This is a genomic window from Pseudomonas sp. M20, assembly GCF_045037865.1.
In the GTDB taxonomy this organism is placed as follows: domain Bacteria; phylum Pseudomonadota; class Gammaproteobacteria; order Pseudomonadales; family Pseudomonadaceae; genus Aquipseudomonas.
Map to the genome: position 1 here is coordinate 431,973 of NZ_CP173611.1, position 22,757 is coordinate 454,729.

The 22,757-nt window shown below is 58.5% G+C and carries 11 protein-coding genes; 7 read left to right on the forward strand and 4 right to left on the reverse strand.

The genetic code is table 11. The features are described from left to right. Positions 1 to 33: 33 nt before the first annotated feature. From ACI514_RS01900 to ACI514_RS01910, 3 genes are all read right to left on the reverse strand, one after another. Positions 34 to 2,766: an RHS repeat domain-containing protein gene (locus tag ACI514_RS01900; RefSeq protein WP_405122984.1), complete on the reverse strand. Its 2,733-nt coding sequence runs from the start codon at positions 2,764 to 2,766 to the stop codon at positions 34 to 36. Beyond that, positions 2,763 to 7,283 (reverse strand): SpvB/TcaC N-terminal domain-containing protein, encoded by a 4,521-nt coding sequence (locus ACI514_RS01905; RefSeq protein WP_405122985.1) that lies wholly within the window; start codon positions 7,281 to 7,283, stop codon positions 2,763 to 2,765. The genes ACI514_RS01900 and ACI514_RS01905 overlap by 4 nt, the downstream gene beginning before the upstream one ends. Positions 7,284 to 7,487: 204 nt before the next feature. Further along, a complete protein-coding gene (locus ACI514_RS01910; protein WP_007916251.1) occupies positions 7,488 to 9,011 on the reverse strand; it encodes a fumarate hydratase in 1,524 nt (507 codons plus the stop codon). A gap of 634 nt (positions 9,012 to 9,645) precedes the next feature. Between ACI514_RS01910 and ACI514_RS01915 the strand changes: the two genes are divergently transcribed. The 3 genes from ACI514_RS01915 to ACI514_RS01925 are packed head-to-tail and all read left to right on the forward strand — an operon-like array spanning position 9,646 to position 12,458. Then, positions 9,646 to 10,752: a diguanylate cyclase domain-containing protein gene (locus tag ACI514_RS01915; RefSeq protein ID WP_405122986.1), complete on the forward strand. Its 1,107-nt coding sequence runs from the start codon at positions 9,646 to 9,648 to the stop codon at positions 10,750 to 10,752. Beyond that, entirely contained in the window at positions 10,745 to 11,680 is a 936-nt protein-coding gene (locus ACI514_RS01920; RefSeq protein WP_160059203.1) for an iron-sulfur-binding ferredoxin reductase, read from the forward strand. The genes ACI514_RS01915 and ACI514_RS01920 overlap by 8 nt, the downstream gene beginning before the upstream one ends. 28 nt (positions 11,681 to 11,708) lie before the next feature. Next, positions 11,709 to 12,458, forward strand: a complete 750-nt coding sequence (locus tag ACI514_RS01925) for an enoyl-CoA hydratase-related protein (protein WP_405122987.1) — start codon at positions 11,709 to 11,711, stop codon at positions 12,456 to 12,458. 165 nt (positions 12,459 to 12,623) lie between these two features. On the opposite strand, the gene pyk is transcribed toward ACI514_RS01925, so the two are convergent. Then, the gene (gene pyk / locus ACI514_RS01930; RefSeq protein ID WP_122589649.1) at positions 12,624 to 14,075 is read right to left on the reverse strand and encodes a pyruvate kinase; all 1,452 of its coding nucleotides are present in this window, start codon (positions 14,073 to 14,075) and stop codon (positions 12,624 to 12,626) included. Positions 14,076 to 14,247: 172 nt separating this feature from the next. Between pyk and ACI514_RS01935 the strand changes: the two genes are divergently transcribed. The 4 genes from ACI514_RS01935 to ACI514_RS01950 all read left to right on the forward strand — a co-directional run bounded on the left by ACI514_RS01935 (position 14,248) and on the right by ACI514_RS01950 (position 22,727). Then, entirely contained in the window at positions 14,248 to 14,634 is a 387-nt protein-coding gene (locus ACI514_RS01935; protein WP_160059201.1) for a tol-pal system YbgF family protein, read from the forward strand. Between the two features lie 231 nt (positions 14,635 to 14,865). Then, positions 14,866 to 15,225 carry a PilZ domain-containing protein gene (locus ACI514_RS01940; protein WP_160060131.1) on the forward strand — a complete coding sequence of 120 codons (360 nt, stop codon included), beginning with the start codon at positions 14,866 to 14,868 and terminating at the stop codon, positions 15,223 to 15,225. A gap of 583 nt (positions 15,226 to 15,808) precedes the next feature. Next, entirely contained in the window at positions 15,809 to 18,943 is a 3,135-nt protein-coding gene (locus tag ACI514_RS01945) for a hypothetical protein (RefSeq protein ID WP_405122988.1), read from the forward strand. Positions 18,944 to 19,091: 148 nt separating this feature from the next. After that, entirely contained in the window at positions 19,092 to 22,727 is a 3,636-nt protein-coding gene (locus ACI514_RS01950; protein ID WP_160059199.1) for a Tc toxin subunit A, read from the forward strand. The last annotated feature ends 30 nt before the right edge of the window (positions 22,728 to 22,757 follow it).

Here is a 22,757-nt window from a genome sequence, read left to right on the forward strand (position 1 = left end):
ACAAATTAAAAAGTGTCGAACAGAAAAAACTCACTAGGCCGCTTTTTGGTTGTATTGGCTATATTTGCCAATCAGTTCGATACCCCGCCTTGCTTCTGCCAGCCGCACCGAAATGCCATTCATGATCCGGTCGCGACTGATTGACATAGCGTCCTGGGTTCCGACGTTACCCGTCGCAAGGTCGACGATAAAACCGACTGAGCCCATGACTCCCTCGTCATAAAACTCGTTGACCCCTAGATTGCTGAAAGCAGCATTAACATCGCTTCGATCCTGTTCCAGCATCTCGGTAATTAAAACCAGCGCTGTTCTGAGATCATTGATTTCGATATCCCTGAGACCAACCAGCGCTTTCGTTGAGTCTATGCTTGAGTGGGCAATAGCCATCATCTCACTCGCAGCAGGTATCTCCGCGACTTTGGTAAGGACTTTCTCAGTGATTGTTTCTGCCAGTTTTTGTTGTCCCGCGGAGGTTTTCGGATTAAATGACTTCACCCATTTGTTTGCATATTTCAGGGGCGTGAAAAAGCCGACAGTCGCGTTACTGTGAATGCTCTTCGGATCCAGTTTTTCGGTGCTGGGCAAGATCGGTGTCGAAGTGGTTGTATATTCGCCCAGCTTGTCTATTGCCGCGCCGGCAGCTTTGGATGCGAGTATCCCCCCGACCATCGTCCCGACTACAGGTACTACAGTTCCGAGTGCTGCACCCGCTGCCCCTGCTGCAGAGGTGACCGCACCTTTTACGATGTTGAAGCCTGTATTTATGGCAAAGCGTTTGCCAATGTCGGCAGAGTTGAACATTCCATTCAACTGACGATTGACCATTTGGAGTTCACTGCCCAGGTTTTCCAGGACTTTTGTGTAGTCAACGATGTCCCTCTTGTCATCCGAGGGGAGGTCTTTTTTGGTGCCGCCGTTATCGATGAACAGGATCGGGTTGTTCGACACCATCGCGTACAGATTCAACCCGTCCACATCCCCCGCCGGATCCGCACTGATCCAGCGCTGCAACCACGGTGCGTAATAGCGCGCACCGTAGTAATACAACCCACTGACATCCATTTCCTTGCCCGAATAACGGATGAATCTGTAACTCACCTCTACTTCGTTGCGACAAGCCATCCACGCCGTTTCGCCGAAGGGGTAATAGCCTTCCTGGCTGATCACTTGTGCCTGTTGATCGAGTTCCATGACACAGGAGCCAAGGTGGTCTTCGAGGCTGTAACGCAGTTGCTCGTTGTCGATGCCTTCGGGTTTTTTCGCCACCCAATGCAGGCAGCGCGCGTTACCGAGATTGATAACGTGCAGTTCTTCGCCGTTATCCCGCGTACGGATTTCCAGACCTGGCAGGTAGCGCACCTGCTGGAAATGTTCGGTGCTGGCGGTGAAGGTTTCGTAGTGTTTGAGGACACGCGTGCCTTGACTGTAGTCGTAGTGCTCGGCATCACTGCGCTCGTTTGCGCGCACTATCAGGGTCACCTTTTGCACTTCGTTGCGGGCGTTCCAGGTGATCGGTTGTCCCGGTTGCACCGTTTGCTGATTGCCGTGTCGATCAAACAGGACATCGAACACCGGTTCTGCATCACCCGGTTTCCAGCGCACTCCGCGATTGCTGTTCGGGTCGATGCGCATCTGCCGAGTAGAATTGTTGCCGGCGCGCACGTGGCGAAGTTCGATCAGGTTGCCGCCACGATCGTACTTATACGTCCGGGTGTAGTTGAGGCGATTGTTCGGGTCGCCCGGTTGCGGCAGGCCGGGTATGTCGGAGGGCGGGGCGTCGTCGTAACCCGTGGCACTGGTCACGCGGGAAAGCGAGTCGTAAATGAAATCGCGATGGCCGTCGATGAACTGGTTGGCGAAATATCGTGGCTGGAAGACGTGGTCTTCGATGCGGGTGATATTGCCGACGCGGTCGTAAAAGTATTCGAAGTCTTGCAGGACATCGCCGCCGCTCTTGCGGCTGGACTGGGTGTGCAGGCGACCGTCCGCCGGGTCATAGCTCCATTGGCTGAGGACCTTGTTGCCGGCCAGTTGCTCGGTGATCTGCTCGGCCGCGTTGTACTGCGCGTCCAGTATCACCGGTTGCCAATCGGTCTTGCCGTTGATCAGCAACTGCGTGTGTTTGAGTTGCCCGGCGAGACCATAGCGCGACTGTTGCCGATGGCCGCCGGCATCGGTCTGCTCCAGCAGCGCGCCCAATGGGCTGAAAACCTGATGACGGGTGAACGCTGCGTCATCGTGGAAGGTGCGCGTCTCTTGCCGCGGCTGGCCGGTGAGGGCGAAGCTGTCGGCGCGCAGCGAACCCGAGCGGTCCTGCTGTTCCAGCAACTGGCCGCGCTGGTTGTGCGCGGCATCGGCCGAGGCATCGGCGTAGGTGAACACATCGACATCGGCCTCGGCGTTTTCCTCGACGGCCACGACGCGCAATTGCTCATCGAAGCGCGTGCGCCAATGGCTGCCACGTTCATCCCAGCGCTGTAAAGGTTCACCGGCCAGGCCCGGCAAGTTCAGGCGCCAGCCGGCGTCGACACTGGCGGATTTCAACACGGCACTGTTCAGGCTGTAGACCGTGACCAGACACGGGGCCGGCAGGCGTGGGTCATATTGCGCGACCGGATGTCCAGCGTGGTCGTGTGTCTGACGGGTTAGCAGGGTTTCGGCCACGTCACCGACGGCGCTGCGCAGGTAGGCAATTTGGCGCACCGGCAGGCCCCGAGCGTCGCTCACGGCCAGTGCCGGGGTACGTCGATGCACGTTGGCGGTCATGGCCGTGAAGTCCTGGCGGACGCAGGCGACTCTGCGGTGTCATTGAAGTCTTCGCTGGCGTGATACCAGGGATGGTACATCTCGCGGGAGAAGTCGCCTTTGGCGTTGACCACTTTGATCTGGCGCCCCAGAGCGTCATAGAACAACTGATCGAAAAAGCCCGATTCGCGCAGGGATCCATCGTTGACGTAACGGTGGGTGTCGGCGAAAAACGCTCGGAACTGCCGCACCGGCAAGCCCTTGTTGTTGTATTCGACCCGCGCGCTGATGCGCCAGCGCGGGTCTGCCTGAACCGTTACCAACTGGCCGTTTTCTACGATCAACCAGCCTTTGGCGTCCACGGCATAGGCGATCCCCGGATCGACCAATTGTTGGGTCTGCAGTTCTCGGCCAAATCCGTCGACACAGGCTTTGATGATCTGGATCAGCGCTGACACTGGATCGTAGGGATAACGGTCGGCAGTGAGCATGACGCTGTGCACCGGTTCGCGCCAGGCGGCAACGATCGCCTCGTACAGTGCCTGCTCGGCAGCCGTCAGGTTGCCGTGACGCTGGGCCAGTCGACGGCGCGCGCTGGCCCTGATGTGGCCGCTGGGCAGCAAATAACCGCTGGCAATCCATTCGTTGGCAGCGCTGGTGTCATTCGCAATCTGGCCCATCCAGCTGAACAGGTCCTTGCGCAGAGTGCTCGCTGCTTTCTGTACGGCAGCGGCCGGGTCGGCAATGGCCGTCTCCGGGCGCCGGTCTTCTGGAATGCTGTACTTGTCCAGCGGGCAGAAGCCGGCAGGCTGGCCGTTTTCTGTGCCGAAAAAGCTGCTGGCGATCGGCTGGCCGGATGGCTCGTAGATCGCTTCCTGAACGTTGTCATTGGCATCGAAGATCTTCAGCGGTTGCAGCGCGTGGTAATCGTACTCAATGCGGGTGGTGCAGCCGTCCGGCAGCACCACCCGCGTCACGGCCAGTGCGTGCGCGTCGTATTCGGCGCGGGTGTAGCCATGGCTGAGGGTTTCGCGATAACGCTGTACTTTGTAGAAACCGTCGAGGCCAGCGTATTCGGCATAGCCGAAACTGGCCGACCACAGGTCGTGCTCCGTACCGCCCAATGGACTCACCCAGAACAGGAAAGGCATCGGCAGATAACCGATCTTTTGCAGTTCGTCCCGCACGTTGAATGGCGGGGGCAGTACGCTGTAAGCGTCCAGTGCAGTTTTGTCCAGTTGCGCCAGCTCCAGCGGGCCGACCAGAGCTTCGAATCCGGCCACGCCGTCGTCCAGCAGCGTTCCGTCGGTATCCAGATAGCGTTGCACCGACTGCGTGGTCAATACCCGCTCGGTATTCCAGCTCGGCGAATCTTCATGCGCCATCAGGCTTTCATAGCAAACTTGCGCTGGTGTAAGCCCGCCGGGCAGGGTGCCCTTGGGCAAGACCAGCGCATTGCTGCGCTGCAGATAGGGCAAGTTCAGTCGCCAATGCTGCAAGTCAGTGAGCAGATCAATGAACGCTGATCGGATCTCACTCAGGTAAAACGATTGCTGGGCTTCGTCGTGAGCGTCGTACCACCATTGCCGCTCATCGAGATCGACAAACGGCGGTTGGTCCATTTCGGTGAGGCGCCGGGCGAAGCTGATGACCAGTGAATGCGTTGACTGACCATGGATATTCCAGCGCAGATTTACCTCTTGGCGGCATTGCGGGTCGTCGACGAACCGGTCGTACTGATAGCTGATTTTCTCCAGCAGCAGCGGTAACACGATCAAGCCGGCATAGCGGCCTTGGGCGGTCACTTCGCGCACCAGATAACGTGACTCTTGGACCGCGTAGGGTGTGGCGATTCCGGGGGCATCCACCTCGGTATCGGCCCAGGTTTCAGTGCGAATGACTGAGCCGACCAGCGCCCGGGCGATCTGATAGCGGGTGTCCTCGTCCGGCGCAGCTATCAGTTCTTCGCAGTCATCCTCGGCGTGATAACGACTGAACAGCGTGTTGCCCAGCGGCACAGCCTCGGGGTCGTGATTGAAATAGCCATCGCGCGACCGGTCCATCGACTGTCCGGTATGAAACCAGGTGCACACCCGCACCGGTTCGCTGAAGCCGACGTCGTCGTCACCGCTGGCACTCTCGCTGTCGGTTTGTTGCAGCAGGCCGAAACCGCGGAATTCGCGCTCACGACTGTCGTAGACGCCTTCGCGCCAAGTGAAGGTCTGGGTCAGGCAATTGCCGGTGATTTCATCCAGCTGTTGCTGTTTTTTGACCACCGCCACGGGGAACGGCAAGTGTGAAACCGGCAGGCGCTTGAGACTGAGCAAGCGCTGTTTTTCATCCAGCCATTCCTGCGCTGAACTGCGGTAGACCACCTCGGCGCTGCAACCCATGTTGTTATTGCTGCCGGTCAGCAGGTAGGGCTTCGCGTCGACGAAATCGTAGCGCCAATGCTGCGGTTTCAAGTACGGCACGGTCAGAATCAGGCTGGCACACCCCAAGCCCTGCAGGTCGGCAAAACTGACCTGGCTGAGGCGGTCGTAGCGCACGCCCTCGGGCCACGGCACCAGAACAGGAATCTGCTCCACACCGTTGCCGCCGCGATTCAGGTAGATCTCGAAAAAGTCGGCTTTCAGATAAATCAATGCCGCCGTGCCGGAGCCGTCAAGGTCAGCCAGACGTACGCGAGACGCATCGAATTGCTCGTAGGTGAACGGCAACTCGCAGATCTTGCGACCTTTGCCAAAACGTCCATGACCGAGGTTCGGCCAGCAGCGGATTTCATCGTGACGAATGCGGCATAGCTCAGGCATGTCGCTGCCCAGCAGATTGCCCAGCAGCACCAGTTCGGTGGGGGAGTCGCTGAACACTGGCAAGCGATCGTCGATTGGCTGGTGCGCGACCTCTTCGGCGGCAGCGAAACCGTGTTCGCGTCGGTTGGCGTAGACCTTGACCGAGTGAGGGCTGATCAAGCCAATGGAGAGCAGGCCGTCGCCGCTGAAATCACCCCGCACCGAGCGTGCGTTGAAAAACTCCAGCGGGAATTTTTCAAAGGGAACGAAATCGGCGAATACGTGCTGTGCGGTCAGCGTGCGGAAACCGCTGCTGCCCGGTTGCGCACTGATCCAGTCGAGGCGGCCGTCGCCGGTCATGTCGGTGAGCAGTTGGAGCACGGCGCGGATGCGATCGGCCACCGGAATCTTGTCCAGTGCGGTCCATGGCCCGTAGGTGATTTCATCCGTTGCGGGCTTGCCTCGCAGCGGTTCGCGGTAGTACCAGCATTGGTCATGGCGGCAGAGAAACCCCGGCAGACTTTCGCCGAAAAGATCGACGCAAAGGAAAGAGTCAGCGTCTTCGATTCCGGGTTGCACACTCGCTTCCAACAAACGAGACGGCGTTTTCCGGAGGTCGAAAGGGGCGCACTCAAACTCGATCGGTGGTGTGTTTTCGACAACACCGCTGGCATCGAAGGCCTGATAATGCGCCGCGCTGATCTGGCTGTAAGCCCACTGCGTAACGTTCTGCGGCGTGTGGTATTCCAGCAGCAGCCGGCGCACCAGTTTCGGTCGGTCAGTTGGGGACTTTGGAAAGTGATGGAACATCAACGTTTGCCGGCAAAGCCTGCGTGTGCCCAGTTCAAAACCCTGGCCGTGGGTCAAGAAACGGTCCGGCCTGACATTCCAGGGTTTCAATGGGGCCCCGTCATACGCCGGGATTTCGGTCAGTGACGGGCTGCGCTCGCCGTAATCGAACAGCAGATGAAAGTGCCAGTCCAGGTCGGCGGGATTGTCTATTGTCCAGCTGTAAAGGTCGCTGCTGGCGGTGAAGTTGCCGTAGCACACGCGGCGCAGATAGCGCTGAGCTCGATAGTCATGCAGGGGGGCGGGATCCTCGTCATCGGCCTTGTACTCATAGCAGATATGTTCGCCGCGAGCGTTCAGACTTTCGCAGAGCAACCAGGTGGCGACTCGCTGCGGTGCATCGGGATCGGCAATGCGCGACGCGGCCGTTTTTCCGTAGAGGTGCAGCGAGCCGTCGGCACCGTGGATCAGCCAGAACACGCCGGCGTCTGCTTTTTCCGTTTGCGGCTGCCAGCGCTCGCGCAGGGCAAAATCGCTTTCGATCTTCGGCGAGTAACGCACCACGTCGTGCGGGCCGGTCTCGACACCGTTGTAGTGCGATTCCACGCGCGATTTGATCGAGCCATCGGCCTCAAGCTCCGGCATCCACACTTCGCCATCGGTGCCGATGATCTCGTCGTGGTCGGTGTAACGCGGTACACCTTTGTTGGTGCGGCGGCTGATCTGTCCTACGCCGCTGAGGTTCCACGAGAGGCCGAAAGGACCGTTGCCGCTCTGGCTGCTGTAGACCAGTGCAAATTGCGGATCCCAGCCGCGCCCGGCTGAAACGGGAATCGGCAGATCGAACGACGCCGCGCCGGTCGGCCCCACGGCGCCCCAGCTTTTGCCGATGGTGGCGATCGATGCGCTTTTGGCGATGGAAGGCGTGGTGATGCTCAGCTCTTGTTGCTCGGCCATGGTCGAATCCATTGCGCACAGGTTGGGCGTGAATGGGTTGACGCTAACAAGAATGGCGCTGAAATGAACCTGTCAGATCTGACAGGTGCGCAAGATCATTTTGTGTGCTTCGGCAGGTTTTTTATCGCGAGAGTGTTACACATACAAAAAACGGCCGGCTCATCCCTGCGGATGAACCGGCCGTTTTTTATTGGAGCGAAGGGCTTACTGCACTTCTACCGCCAGGCTTTCGCTGATCTTCTGTTGCCAGATCGCCGGGCCGGTGATGTGTACCGATTCACCTTTGCTGTCCACCGCGACGGTGACCGGCATGTCCTTGACCTCGAACTCGTAGATCGCTTCCATGCCCAGTTCGGCGAATGCCAGCACCTTCGACTTCTTGATCGCCTGAGCAACCAGATAAGCCGCGCCGCCAACGGCCATCAGGTACACGGCTTTGTTGTCCTTGATCGCTTCGATCGCGGTAGGGCCGCGCTCGGATTTGCCGATCATGCCCAGCAAGCCGGTTTGCTCAAGGATCTGCCGGGTGAACTTGTCCATCCGCGTTGCGGTGGTCGGGCCCGCCGGGCCAACCACTTCGTCACCGACCGGATCAACCGGACCGACGTAGTAGATGAAGCGACCTTTGAGGTCGACCGGCAGGGTTTCACCCTTGTTGAGCATCTCGACCATGCGCTTGTGCGCGGCGTCGCGACCGGTGAGCATTTTGCCGTTGAGCAGGACGGTTTCGCCCGGCTTCCAGCTCTGCACGTCTTCCGGAGTCAAGGTGTCGAGGTTGACACGACGGGCCGACGGGCCGGCTTCCCAGACGATTTCCGGGTAGGCGTCCAGCGGAGGCGCTTCCAGCGAGGCCGGGCCGGAACCGTCGAGCACAAAGTGCGCGTGACGGGTGGCGGCGCAGTTCGGGATCATGCACACCGGCAGCGAGGCGGCGTGGGTCGGGTAGTCCATGATTTTCACGTCGAGCACGGTGGTCAGGCCACCGAGGCCCTGGGCGCCGATGCCCAACTGGTTGACCTTCTCGAACAGCTCCAGACGCATTTCTTCGATGCGGTTCTGTGGGCCACGGGCCTTCAGCTCGTGAATGTCGATGGATTCCATCAACACTTCTTTGGCCATGACTGCGGCTTTCTCGGCGGTGCCGCCGATGCCGATGCCGAGCATGCCCGGTGGGCACCAGCCGGCGCCCATGGTCGGAACGGTCTTCAGCACCCAGTCAACGATCGAGTCGGACGGGTTGAGCATGGCCATTTTCGACTTGTTCTCGGAACCGCCGCCTTTGGCCGCCACGTCCACTTCCACGGTGTTGCCCGGGACGATGGAGTAGTGAATCACGGCAGGGGTGTTGTCCTTGGTGTTTTTGCGAGCGCCCGCCGGGTCGGCGAGGATCGAGGCGCGCAGGACGTTTTCCGGCAGGTTATAGGCGCGACGCACGCCTTCGTTGATCATGTCGTCCAGGCCCATGGTGGCGCCATCCCAACGCACGTCCATGCCGACGCGCACGAACACGGTAACGATACCGGTGTCCTGGCAAATCGGGCGATGGCCGGTGGCGCACATGCGCGAGTTGATCAGGATCTGCGCCATCGAGTCACGGGCCGCTGGCGATTCTTCGCGCAGGTAGGCTTCGTGCATCGCCTGGATGAAATCCACGGGGTGGTAATAGGAAATGAACTGCAGGGCGTCGGCAACGCTCTGAATCAGGTCGTCTTGCTTGATCACGGTCATGAGTCGCGCTCCTCTAAAAGACGGGAACATTCTATGGGGCAGCTACAAGCTTCAAGCTTTCAGCGGCAAGTTGGAGCAGTACGCGGACTGCTTGAGCTAGCGGCTTGAAGCTTGCAACTTGAAGCTGGCCCTTGGGGCCGGGCACGCCGGGGCTGCTGGCGCGACGCTAAAAAGGCGCGGCAGTATACCGCGCCTCGGTGGGGCATACACGCGCCGGCAGTCATTCGTTGGTCGCATGGGTGGGCGAATATCGGACATCGGGTTTGCACTTCAGCATCTACCCCCTCACCCCAGCCCTCTCCCCCAAGGGGGCGAGGGGGAAAGGGAGCCGATCTTCATGTAGTTCAGACCTGAGTTCGACTCGGGAAAGGAAGCTGATCTTCATGTTGTTCAAGCCTGAGTTCGGCTTGGTATTTCAGGTCGGTGTAACTCGGAAAAACAACTCGGTCAGTCCCCTCTCCCTCTGGGAGAGGGCTAGGGTGAGGGGCTTTTGACGGTAGACGCAGGCCACACTTTTGACGTCAAATTTCGAGCCCGAAAATCGGTGGTCATTTATCGACTACGCCTCTAAAGTGGCAGCCGGTCTGTAGAGTAGGACACTCGGTCAGCCTCTTTTCGCACGGTGAGTCAACGATTGACCCATAACGCCATTCAACGTCTTTTGCTCAAACGCTTTGCCCTCGCTGCAGCCACCTATGGATTGGCTTTGCTGCTGCTGTGGCTGGCGTTTTTTACCGGACATTACGCCCAGTCCCTGAGCTCCGTGACCATTGGCAGTGCGCTGGTGGTGATCAGCCAGTCGGTGCTGTTCGCGCTGTTCTGGAGCGGGCGCAACCTGCGCTTTGCCGATCCCAGCCTGACCGAAGCGCAGGTGTTGGTCGGTCTCGGCTGGCAGACCTGGCTGATCGCCCATCTGGATGAAGCCCGTGGCGCCTTTCTGGTGTTCTACGTGCTGATCCTGCTGTTCGGCCTGTTCCATCTCAGTCGACGGGCGTTCATCCGCTGCGCACTGCTGGTGTTCTTCAGTTTCTGCGCGATCACCCTGTGGGACGGCTACCACTTCCGCTTGCGCGAACCGGCGCTTGCTGCCCTGCAGGTGTGCATTCTGGCGATGGTGCTGGCGTGGCTGGTGCTTTACGCACGGTTCGTCCAGGTTTCGCGGCAACGCCAGCGCCAGCGCCGGTTTGCCTTGCAGGCGCATCAGGACACCCTGCGCGGGATGATGCGTCAGCTCGAAGATCTGGTTGCCACCGACGAATTGACCGGCCTGTTCAATCGTCGGCACTTTCTGCGTCTGGCCACACGTGAACTCAATGCAATGGACGATGATGTCGTGCACGGTCTGGCACTGATCGACCTCGACCACTTCAAACGCATCAATGACCTGCACGGCCATGCCGCCGGCGATCAGGTGTTGCAGGCCTTCGCCTGCGTTGCCCAAGCCTGTCTGCGCGACGGCGATGTGCTGGCGCGCTATGGTGGTGAGGAATTCGTCCTGTTGCTGCCCGATTGCGATGCCGAACGGCTGACCGCGTGTTGCGAGCGTCTGCGCATCGCCTTCACCGACGTCGAATTGGTCGGACTGAATGTGCGCAACCTCAGCCTGTCGGCCGGCATGACCCTGCTGGCGTTGGGCGATGATCTGGACGACGCCTTGCAGCGTGCCGATCAGGCGTTGTATCGGGCCAAGCGTGACGGGCGCAATCGTTGTGCGGCCGCGTGGGAGAGCGTCGATGCCTGAACTTCGCGTCGGTGAACGACAATGGTCAGTGGCGGCGGGCAGCAATCTGCTCGATGCCCTCAATCAGAACGGCGTCGCTGTGCCTTACAGCTGCCGCGCCGGCAGTTGTCATGCCTGTCTGGTGCAATGCGTGCAAGGCCTGCCCACCGACAATCGCCCGGACGCCTTGAGCGCCGAACAGCGTCAGCAAGGCTGGCGTCTGGCGTGCCAGTGTCAGGTCGTCGAAGACTTGCAGGTGCACACCTTCGACCCGGTCACCGACGGTCGCCCGGCGGTGGTCGAGGCGCTGGACTGGCTCAGCGACAGCGTCCTGCGCTTGCGTCTGACCCCGCAACGGCCGTTGCGCTACAGCGCCGGGCAACATCTGGTGTTGTGGATCGATCACATCGCTCGGCCATATTCGCTGGCGAGCCTGCCGGAAGAAGACCGTTTTCTCGAATTCCACCTTGATTGCCGTCAGCCAGGCGAATTCAGTGATGCGGCGCGACGTTTGCAGATCGGCGACGCGATTCGCCTTGGCGAATTGCGCGGCGGCGCCTTGCATTACGACCCCGACTGGCACAGCCGGCCGCTATGGCTGCTCGCCGCCGGCACCGGTCTTGGCCCGTTGTTCGGCGTGCTGCGCGAAGCCTTGCGTCAGGATCACCAAGGCGCGATCCGCGTCATTCATGTGGCTCATGACGCTGATGAACACTATCTGGCCAAACCCCTTGCCGCACTGGCCGCACAGCGCGAAAACCTCACTGTCGAACTGTGGGCGGCGGCCGACTCAGCCGCCGCTTTGGCGCAACTGCGCCTTGTTTCCCGGCAAACCCTGGCCTTAGTCTGCGGCTCGACGACCAGTGTCGACGCTTTCGCAAGGCGTCTGTACCTGGCCGGATTGCCGCGCAACCAACTGCTGGCCGACGTATTTTTGAGCCGTGGTTGAGCGCTGAATTTCAGACGCGAGACACGCCATGACTGATGCCATCCTGCTGGAGCGCGAACGCGGTTTGCTGACCCTGCGGCTCAATCGCCCGGACAAGAAAAACGCCCTGACCCGCGCCATGTACAGCCGTCTCGCCGAAGCGCTGAAGCAGGCCGATGGCGATCCTGAGATCAACGCCGTGCTGATCACCGGCAGCGCCGCGTGCTTCACCGCCGGCAACGACATCGCCGACTTTATCCAGCAACCGCCGAGCGACCTCGACAGCCCGGTGTTTCATTTCATGCTCAATCTGCTCGAATGCCGCAAGCCGGTGATTGCCGCTGTAGCCGGCGCGGCGGTGGGCATCGGCACCACGCTGTTGTTGCATTGCGATCTGGTTTACGTCAGCGGCGATGCGCGGTTGCGCATGCCGTTCGTCAATCTTGGGTTGTGCCCGGAATTCGGCTCGAGCCTGATCCTGCCGCGTTTGCTTGGGCAGGCCAAAGCGGCGGAGTTGTTGTTGCTCGGCGAAGGATTTAGCGGTGAACAGGCTGCGCAGTGGGGGATTGCCACTGAGGCGTTGGGCAGTGGTGAAGCGGCGTTGCGCAAGGCACGGGAAGTGGCATTGCGTTTTGAAGAATTGCCGGCGGAAGCGGTGCGCATCAGCAAACAATTGATGAAAGCCCCGGATCGCGAGTTGATTCGCAAGGTGATCGAGGAGGAGGGCGTGTTGTTCACCCAGCGCCTTCGTTCGCCGGAAGCAATGGCGGCGTTGACCGGGTTTATCAAACGGCATTGAAAAGCCAACCCTCATTGGAACGCCGCCCGCCCAGCCCTCTCCCAGAGGGAGCCGACCGAGGTGTAATGCGTTATACATCGACTTGAAAGAACCGGTCGGATTCAACGCAGACAACAAAAAGCCCCGCCATTCACATGGCGGGGCTTTGGTTTTTCAGCGCATCACTCAGACCTGCGGGTCGCCCACGTGCAGGATCTTCATGCCGTTGGTGCCGCCGGTGGTGTGGTAGCTGTCGCCCTTGGTCAGGATGACCCAGTCGCCTTTTTCCACAACGCCGCGCTTGACCAGTTCGTCGATCGCCTTCTGGCTGACTTCGTGCGGTTCCAGCGAGGCCGGATCGAACGGTACGGTGTACACGCCACGGAACATGGCTGCGCGCGCCTGAGTCTCGCGGTGCGGCGAGAACGCATAGATCGGCACCGAAGAACGGATACGCGACATGATCAGCGGGGTGTAGCCACTTTCGGTCAGGGCGATGATCGCTTTGACGCCCGGGAAGTGGTTGGCGGTGTACATGGTCGCCAGTGCGATGCTTTCGTCGCAGCGGGTGAATTCCTTGCCGATGCGGTGGCTGGACGTTTTACCGGTCGGGTGCTTTTCAGCGCCAACGCAGATGCGCGCCATCGCTTGCACAGCTTCCAGTGGGTACAGACCGGCAGCGGATTCAGCAGACAGCATCACGGCGTCGGTGTAGTCGAGCACGGCGTTGGCCACGTCGGACACTTCGGCGCGGGTCGGCATCGGGTTCTGGATCATCGACTCCATCATCTGGGTCGCGACGATCACAGCCTTGTTGTGGCGGCGTGCGTGCAGAATGATTTTCTTCTGAATGCCCACCAGTTCGGCGTCGCCGATTTCCACACCGAGGTCACCACGGGCAACCATCACTGCGTCGGACGCCTTGATCAGGCCGTCGAGGGTTTCGTCATCGGCCACGGCTTCAGCACGTTCGATCTTCGCCACCAGCCAGGCAGTGCCGCCGGCTTCGTCGCGCAGTTGACGGGCGTATTCCATGTCGGCAGCGTCACGCGGGAAGGACACTGCGAGGTAGTCGACTTCCATTTCAGCGGCGAGCTTGATGTCGGCCTTGTCTTTTTCAGTCAGGGCCGGCGCGGTCAGGCCGCCACCGCGACGGTTGATGCCTTTGTGGTCGGACAGCGGGCCGCCGATGGTCACGGTGCAATGCAATGCGTCGTCAGTTTGGGTATCAACGCGCATCACCACACGGCCGTCGTCGAGCAGCAGCTCGTCGCCCACGCCGCAGTCCTTGACCAGATCCGGGTAGTCGATGCCGACCACTTGCTGGTTGCCTTCGGTCAACGGATGGCTGGTGGAGAAGGTGAACTTGTCACCGATCTTCAGCTCGATCTTCTTGTTGGCGAATTTGGCGATACGGATTTTCGGGCCTTGCAGGTCACCGAGCAGGGCGACGAAGCGGCCGTGCTTGGCAGCGAGGTCACGCACCAGCTTCGCGCGAGCCTTGTGCTCGTCGGGGGTGCCGTGGGAGAAGTTCAGACGGGCAACGTCCAGACCAGCCAGAATCAGCTGTTCGAGAACTTCCGGCGAGTTACTGGCCGGGCCAAGGGTAGCGACGATTTTGGTACGACGGACGGACATGCAAAGACTCCTGAGTTCAAGCGCTAGCGAAGGCTACTATGCTCGAAGGGTGTAGTCATTGTTCGTTTGCACTACTTAATGGTTTCTTTATTGAACAAGGCAACTTTGGGACAAACGCGCCTGAAGATTTCCGACCGTGGGTCGATACAGAGCACAAGACAGGAGAACCCCCATGCGATTGTTGCCCATTGCCGCCCTTGCCCTCAGCGTCCTCGCCGTGACGGGCTGCACCCGTTGGTCGATGAACCATCATTTGAACAACGCTTACAGCGCCTATGACCGCGGCAATTGCGAGCAGGTCATGCTCGAACTGTCCAAGGTCGAACGCGCCAGCCGTGCCCGCCCGTACGTGTGGCCGGAAGTGTCGATGATGCGCGGCCAGTGTCTGGAACGGCAGAAGATGTTTGTCGACGCGGCGCAGACCTACCAGTTCATCATTGCGTCTTACCCGAACAGCGAATACGCCTTCCGCGCCCGCGCGCGTCTGGAAACCTTGCAGAGCCTGGGCCATTACCCGACGCGCAGTGCCGCTGCCGTGGTGCGCCCGACCCGCTTCTGATGACAGTTGTCATACAAAATCTGGCCGTGTGTACAAGCTGAGCTATAGTCGAATAACCCGGGTTTAGAGCCGAATCTGTAAACCCGGAGCAACACCTGCGACTGGCAAGTGGTCAAGTGACGGCGACGTAGCGACCGTCACACCGGAAGCGGGGAGAGCGGGCCTGCAATGCAGGAACGTTCCGAAGCAAAGGTGCGGCTCTGTGACGGAGCCTTGCATGGCGAACTGCGCATGTTTACCGACCGCCGGATCGAACGGCATCAATTGCCGTATTTCCTCAGAGTGTTCAATACCGTTACCGACAAACAGATCGGTTTTCTCGGCAATGTCTCCGCAGACGGGCTGATGCTGATCAGCCAGTTGCCGATGATGGTGGGCGTGGACTTCCAGCTACGCCTGAAAATCCCCGCCAGCGATGGCTGCCAACAGGTCATGGACTTCACCGCGTGTTGCGTCTGGTGCCATGAAGACGCCACACCACTGCATTACGACGCCGGGTTCATTCTCCTGCAGCCGCCGGTGGAGTTTGGCCAGTTGGTGCAGGCGTTGCGGCAGTATTTCAGTTTTCAGCCGTTGCCGGCTTCGGCTTGATTTCGGCGGCGCTTGCTGTTGCCATTGCTGGTAAGCCGCCGCCTGTAAGTTTGGCACTGTGCATGAGAGCTGCTGTCGACGCAGACCCTGTCGGAGCGGGCTTGCGAACGATGGAGTCTTCACAGGTTCCCCTGATCCAAAACCAGACCACAGCGATCACTCGCTCCTGATCCAGCGCCTTCTCCACCTGTAATAACTCCCATCTCTCTCAATTGATAGATCGCCATCGTCAGATGCCTTGGCTTGTCTTCGGGGCTGTCACGGGGTCGAGCAGCAGAATGCTGACCGAAGAAAAGGTTTAGTAGGTTTGAATGGCCATCGCTTCGGGGTTAACGTCAGGCGCGACCATGAGTATCTGCATGCCACGATTCACGTAATTGCGCGACGGCGCAGTAGCGGCTTTTTTGAGTAGTGATCGATGTAGCCCGCTGTCACTCCCCTTGCAGGACGCAGTCAGAGTAGGTTGTGGGAAGTGTTGCCGTTGGTCGGGACTGTCAGAAGTATCAGGTGCGCAAGTGCACGAGTTCGCCCTAGGATTTTTTGCACTCAGCATCGCCATTCTTGAACAGTCCAGGAGACAGTTATGTCCATATCTAATGACGGTACAAATGAGGACACGCCTGGCGAGTCCCTGGAAGTCCCACAAGGGGGTGGCGAAGTTGAAAGTGGATCCGAACAGGTTGACTTCCCTGTCGAGAGTTCTGACGTCTCTCTTGATTCCATACCTCCTCCCCCCCCGACCATCAATCTGATCAAAAACATTTCCGGTTCACCTTATCCCGGCGCAGGCACAGGTATTTCCGGAGCGTATGTCTTTATTTATGTCGCGGGTACGCCGACTGGAGTAATTGGGGGGGCGCCTGTTACATCCGGAAAATGGAGTGGGGCGATCACTTTCCCCGTTAACGTAAACAAAAGCAGAATCGAAGTACTTCAGAGACTCGACGGACAGTATTCTGAACGTACAGCGCCAATGGAGATCTATCGAGCAATCTTGACTTTTCCGAGACCCAACACTCCTGAACTCGCTAACGGCCTGATTTTCCGTGGCATCGGTGCTCCGAACTCGAAGGTGCTCATCGTCAAGTCTCCTCCCCATCATGGTGAAGTTCTGAGCGCTGAAACTACCATTGATGGCCAAGGAAACTGGCAAGCGCCTCTTACAGCGAATACGCTCAATGGTCCCGTGTCGGTCAGTGCTTTGGTTTCTCATGTCGGTACGACCAGCATATATACATTACCTGTGCTCTTCACGGTGCTGGCCCCACCTGTGGTCCTCAAACCACTACCGTCTTCCTTGAACGATCAGTCTTTCCTGTTGGAAGGTAACAACGGTACGCCCGGCGCCCGGCTGGAGGTGCTGCCCCCTGTGGGTGACACTCCGCTTTATGGCTCGGGCACCGTGCCAGCGGGCGATGGTGCCTGGAGTATTCCGCTCACTGGAGTACCGTCGGGTAAGCTCAATCTCGTCGTCGAACAGATTTCGAATAACGTCCGCTCAGGCCGTAGCCAAACGTTGTCACTGCAAATCCGGCCTCCCGTGCTTCTGATCGCCGGTCCTCCTGCAGCAAGCATACAAAACACATCGTTCACCCTCACTGGGAAAGGCGCGGTGGCAAATGCGACCATCAAGGTTTTCAAGGATCTGTCCGGCAATCCGCCGTTGATCAGTATTCCCGGTGCGACGGCCGGAGATTGGACCGCATCACTTTCAGGCCTCGCCCCAGGAGTGCTGTCCCTTGTAGCAGTGCAGGAAGTGGATGGCGTTCCATCGACGCCCAGCGCTGCCCGCGCCTTCAAAATCCGCCCTCCAAAGTTGGCCGACCCTGTCGTCACCTATCCCACTGACACCACAGTGAAATTCTCTGGAGCGGGCCATGACCGCGCCACAGTGCAGTTCACTATCGACAGTGACCCGAGTGCAACACCTCCGCCCCCTGTTGTCGTGGCGAATGGCAAATGGGAAACCATCGCAACGAACTGGCCGGTTGGTACATACAAGCTGACAATTGTTCAGAAACTTACCGACGGTGCTGGCGGCTGGATCGAATCGCTGCCCCTGGAATTCACTCTGAACAAAGCGCTGCCTGATGTCAGCGATTTGAAGCACACCGTGGAATACCGGCCAACCTTCAGTGGCAAAGGTTTCAATGGCGCCACGGTGCACGTTCGTCATCCCAACAGTGCCAACCTGGCCGCGCCAGCGAAAGATGTTGTCGGTAATGAATGGTCAACCACAGCTTCGGCAGAGTGGGGACCCACAAACAATCGGGAAGTCCACATCAAACAAGTTTTGAATGGTCAATGGTCACCCACCTGGTGCGTCCTCAACGTCACTATTCCGCCATTGGCGCCCGAACTCAACGTACCTTCCGAAGAGGGCCTTTCCCCGGTATTCAGCGGCAGCGGTTGGTCGGGAGCGGAGGTGTACATCAACTTCAGCGATGATCCACAGACGTATAAAGTGAACGTCGTTGCAAAGGTCTGGACGTTCCAGCGACCCACCCCCTTTAGCGTGAATACCCCTCACAAGATCGAAGTGCATCAGGTTGCCCAAGGGCTTGATTCACCGAAAGTGGACAGGACTTTCACGGTTTATCCTGTGATAGCCCAACCGGTCATCACTTATCCGCTGCAAGGCAGTGAAGTACCCCGTGACATATCCGTCACCGGCTCGGGCGGCATGGAGGGCGCCACGATGCGATTGTGGGATGCCCGATTCGGGAAGTATCTGACTTTGCCGCAGAGGCTCACCAACAATGATAAATGGTCAATCGACCTCACCGGTCTGGCTTTTGACGAGCATGTCATTCAGGCGGAGCAAACGATCTACGAGCGACCTTTCAAGCGAAGTGAGCAATGCAAATTCAAGGCAGTTGTACTCCCTCCGGAGATTACTTGTCCGAACGGCGGAGAAAAGTTGTCACGCACCTCGACGCTCTCCGGGAAGGGGATGCCGTACGCACAGGTCGAAGTGTGGATGCTCGGCGATACTTCTGCGCCACTCACCGAAGCGGAGGTAAATAGCGAAGGCGAATGGAGTGTTGTGGTGACCTTGCCGGTGGGTCATAAAACCATCTGGGCCCTGCAAATTTACGACAATGACGGTGACCCGCAAACTTCGAGGGATAGTGATCGGGTGACCTATCAGGTCGTCCCGAAAGCACCTGATATCGAATCCCCGACGACAGATGATCATGCCGGGCGGGTATTGGTTGTGTCCGGTTTCGGCGTGTCGGGCGACACAGTCACGGTCAAGGTGGGCAGTGCACATCAAAGTGCCCCTGTGAGGGCCGATCGCACTTGGTGGGTGAGGCTGGAACTCGACCAGCCTGGTGGCGATTCTTTGCTGGAGGTGGTCTCGGCGCTCGGTGAATTCGAATCGGCGCCGGCAACGCGGCCGATTGTCTTGAACACTTACGAGCCCACCATTGAGGTGCCGGCACCAGGTAGTTGGGTGGCTAACCCGGTGTCCCTGGCAGGCAACGGTCGCCAAGGCGTCGGAGCAGTCGTGAGCTGGTTCAACCCGGATCTGGTATTGACCGCGAACATTCCCGTCGATCCCTTGAACGGCTGGCAAGCGCAGTCCGGACCGTTGCTGATGGCGGGAGGGCAATGGTTTCGATTCAGGCAGAGCCTCACCGATGCTGAAAAAGGCTCTGACTGGATTGATAGCGAGCGCTTTGAGGTCGAACCGGGTTCTTCGAAATTTTCATAAGTCAATTTTCCGATGAGTGGTCATAAATACTGTCAGATCTGACAGTAGGCGAATGCCACTCAAAAGCGCTAAATCCTTATGCACCCACCGGCAATCTGATGGTGAAGCCAGGTTGCCGGCACCCGCTATCGTCTCAAGGATATTGATCATGACTGTTGCGTCCCGCCCCGTTGTGCAGATGTTCGAGCAAATATTTGGTGAAGCACAAATCACAGAAAACGCCGGGCTGGAGAAGCTGAGGTCTTATCTCGAGCAGGGCGGTTCGATTTTTCCGCTGGTGGAAAAAGGCGCTCAGGCCTTGGTCAGTGAGCACCAACTCAGTGTGGGCGACGCCCGCCAGCTCATCCGGCGGGCCAACAGTTACGTCACGTATATCCGGCGTGAGTTTATCGAACACACTTTAAAGGGCGATAAAACCATACAGACCGGTCCGTCGAGCGGGCTGCTGTCGATGGTTGATGGCCCGAAATACGAGATTATCTTCCCTACCCGATTCGATAGCATGTGCCCCCCCGAGGCGTTGGAATCATGCATCTCGCCCGTGGCATACCTGATCGATCTGTTGCGCTGGGTTCTACTGCGTATCGAACCTAATGGTGACGCGAAAGAAAAGCTCCTGCTGCATGACCGCCGTACCGACTTGAAGTTGCTGTCTGTCGACGGGCCAGCGGTGCATCAGGCGGTGTCGTCGGTCGACATTATCATCGCGGTGCTGGAGAAATTCATCACGGCAGAGCAACCAGGGTCAATCGAAGATGCCTTGATCACCGCGCGCTATCCCAACGGCCTGCCTTACTATCAGCATTGGGTCACGATTGACGGTGTGGCGCGCTCCAAAGGGCTTTCGGTGGGCGATTTCGACCGCACCATTGATCTGTCCTATCCCTATTTTCTAACGTCGGTTGTCGGTGCTGCCCGTAACACTCGGGCGTTGGCGCATGCCTCGCGGCTGGGCCCATATCAGCGAAATCTGCTGACTGAACCTATGTACGATTTATCGCATGCCGAGACGTTTTACCGAGACAACTTCGATACTGACAAGTCTGATTGGAAGACCTTCAACCAGGTCAAGTATTTCGGTGAAGCAACCAAACTCGGAGCGGTGGAGATCGAACGATTGTTATCGGTGGGTGATTTTGCACCGGTGCGCTCGAGGAACATCGACTATGTCGACAATACGGACTCATTTGCGGAAAGTGCGCGTTCTGGCTCCGTTTATATCAATGCCAATGTGCACCCCGGTATCCATATCGACTACGCAGAATTCAACACGCTGACGGTTAAACCCGAGACCTTGGCAGGTCTGACTGCAATCGACCGGATGAACCGCAAACTGCGCCTGGACATCTGGCTTGATTTGCCGAGCGACCAGGTGGATGCCCTGTTGACGGCGGCAATCAGAGCTGAAGCTCGTAGCACTACAAGTGAGCCGACATGGGTGATATCGGACAGCGTCGTGCATGCGTTGGGGTTGTTCCAGCATTTGCGCGAACGCTATCGCTGCACGGCGGCGGATTTCGCTGTCATTGTTGACCAATTATCGATCTATGGTCGTGGCGAAACCCTTTCGCAATTCGATCAGATCTTCAATGGTCAGGGGGCATATCGCGAACCCTTGAAACTCGGTGATGGATTGTTCCCGGTGACGCCGGTACCCGGTGTAGCCGATCTGACGATCAGCCAGCTGTGCAATGGCTTGGGTATCGATCTGCAGACCTATCATTATCTGGCTCTGGCGGTCGCCGGCGCACACAAGTGTGAAGAAACCTTGCGTCTCACCCCCGCGATCGTTTCCAGTTTTTGTCGCCTGGTCATACTGCCGCGGCTGTTTAACATGACACCGGTCGAAGGTGTATTGATGCTGACGTTGTTGGGCGGGCAGCAATGGGTCGATGGCCTGGCAGGCGTGCCGGTGATCAACGCCTCGGCGAGCACCAAACCGGATGTGCTGAGTCTGGTCGAAGCCATGGACACCTGTGTGCAATGGTGCGAGCAAAGTAATCTGTCGGTGCTCTGGATGTTGCGACACATTGCCGTACCGCAGCGGGTCAGCATGGCGAGCGAGTCGGACCTGCAATTCTTCGATCAAATCACCAACCTCCTGCCAGCTGCGCGGCTGTCCAATAATGCCTTTTTGACGGCAGGCGTTACTTCTGTTGGCGTGGTCGACTGGATGGACTTCCTGTCGACCAGTAGGGGGGGGGGAGCTCTCGTCGATCATTACGGACTGGTGTTGCCCTTCGCTGGAACGCCAGAGGCATACGAGGCTGTCGTGCGCACGAAACTCCTGTGGGTTGTGGAAAATGCTTTTGGTGGGTTCGACAAGTTTGTGCATGACACCCTCGTCAACACAATGCTCACAGTGCTTTTGCAGGCCCGGGATGCTCAATTATCACTGTTGAAGGAGACGTTGGCCGTCTATGCCGGGATCCCGGCCGGGCACGCCATACCGATATTGAGTTGGGCGAATTCAACCGCTCACTCTTTTCTGGATCAGGTGGTTGCGCATATTGAGCAGGGACGTCGTGACGCTGGCGGTCCATTGTTCGATTTATTGGCCGAAGTGCGGCGGCGCAGTGAAGTGGCCATGACACTGAACCTCAGTGCTGAATTATTGCAGGACTACGTGGATTACGGCCACAAGGTCTGGTTTGGCAAGAACCCGAACGCTGAGCCTGAACTCTCGGTGCGCACTCTGTACTACTTGAGCACGCTGACGCGCGCCTTCGATCTTGGCCAGCAACCGCCACAAAAGCTGCTGGATTACCTGCGCGAGGTCAATGCCCTGCCTGAGATCTCAGGGAATGCATTGTGGCTGGCGCAACAGGCCTCGGCAATCAGACTGGCTGAGTTTTTCGGCTGGAGCGCGCAGGAAGCGCGCGACTGTCTGAAACACATCGACCAGTCTGGAAATCTGGTGCTCGGAGGTCTCATCGAACTCGATCTGTTGATGCGTGTACGCGTGCTGTCAAGCAAAACCGGCATGGACGCATCGACGATTTTCCAGATCGGCAATCTGCCTGAGACGGTGGACAAGGTGGCCTACGCCAAGGCCGCTGAGCTTGCCTTGCTGAACGAGTCCCGACGCCAGGTACCACTGGTGCATGCACCGGGAGACCTCAAGGCATTGGTCAAAACCAGGTCTGAAATCATTGACAGCAACTATTTGATTGCAAAAAAAGCTGATGAAAAAGCTACCTATAAAGTGACTGTCACAGATGCTGCAGACACCCCCCTTTCGGGTGTCAACGTTAACTGGCAAACCACATTAGGGACCATGCGAAACATAGCAACCGATATAAACGGTGAGGTCGAGGTTGAATACAGGCCTGGCGAGGTCATGGGAGTAGACCAGATCCTTTACTGGCTGGACTTGTTCGCGCCCGAGCCTGTCGCCCCCGTCTATATCAACTTTGATGGCAGCACCATGGGGTTTCCCAGTGAGTTCAAATCCCCGATACCGCTGGGGATAGTTCCCCGAGGGCAGGAAATCGAGCTTTACGCAACGGCGGAAGACAGATACGGCAACCTCGGGAAAGACGTGCTTGTGAAATGGTTCGTGGAAAGCGTGCCGCCATCGAAAATCAATGAAGCGATCATCCGACCGGCTGATGGATTCACCAATCAGGAAGGGGTGACGCGCGTGGTCGTCTCCAGCCCCACCGGCGGGACATTCGTATTCAGCGTGCGTACCGATGGTGGCGAAATAGAAGCCTATTTCGAGCCCATCACCTTTGCCGGCATGAAGCCGAGCAATGAGCAGCGTGGCCTCACGGCCATTTGACCCAGGATTTTGTCTCAGGGAGCACGGATC

Excerpts from the sequence above, each read along its gene's own strand:
- ACI514_RS01900 (WP_405122984.1), bottom strand. The coding sequence starts at position 2,766 with ATGACCGCCAACGTGCATCGACGTACCCCGGCACTGGCCGTGAGCGAC.
- ACI514_RS01905 (WP_405122985.1), bottom strand. The coding sequence starts at position 7,283 with ATGGCCGAGCAACAAGAGCTGAGCATCACCACGCCTTCCATCGCCAAA.
- ACI514_RS01910 (WP_007916251.1), bottom strand. The coding sequence starts at position 9,011 with ATGACCGTGATCAAGCAAGACGACCTGATTCAGAGCGTTGCCGACGCC.
- ACI514_RS01920 (WP_160059203.1), top strand. The coding sequence starts at position 10,745 with ATGCCTGAACTTCGCGTCGGTGAACGACAATGGTCAGTGGCGGCGGGC.
- ACI514_RS01925 (WP_405122987.1), top strand. The coding sequence starts at position 11,709 with ATGACTGATGCCATCCTGCTGGAGCGCGAACGCGGTTTGCTGACCCTG.
- pyk (WP_122589649.1), bottom strand. The coding sequence starts at position 14,075 with ATGTCCGTCCGTCGTACCAAAATCGTCGCTACCCTTGGCCCGGCCAGT.
- ACI514_RS01935 (WP_160059201.1), top strand. The coding sequence starts at position 14,248 with ATGCGATTGTTGCCCATTGCCGCCCTTGCCCTCAGCGTCCTCGCCGTG.
- ACI514_RS01940 (WP_160060131.1), top strand. The coding sequence starts at position 14,866 with ATGTTTACCGACCGCCGGATCGAACGGCATCAATTGCCGTATTTCCTC.
- ACI514_RS01945 (WP_405122988.1), top strand. The coding sequence starts at position 15,809 with ATGTCCATATCTAATGACGGTACAAATGAGGACACGCCTGGCGAGTCC.
- ACI514_RS01950 (WP_160059199.1), top strand. The coding sequence starts at position 19,092 with ATGACTGTTGCGTCCCGCCCCGTTGTGCAGATGTTCGAGCAAATATTT.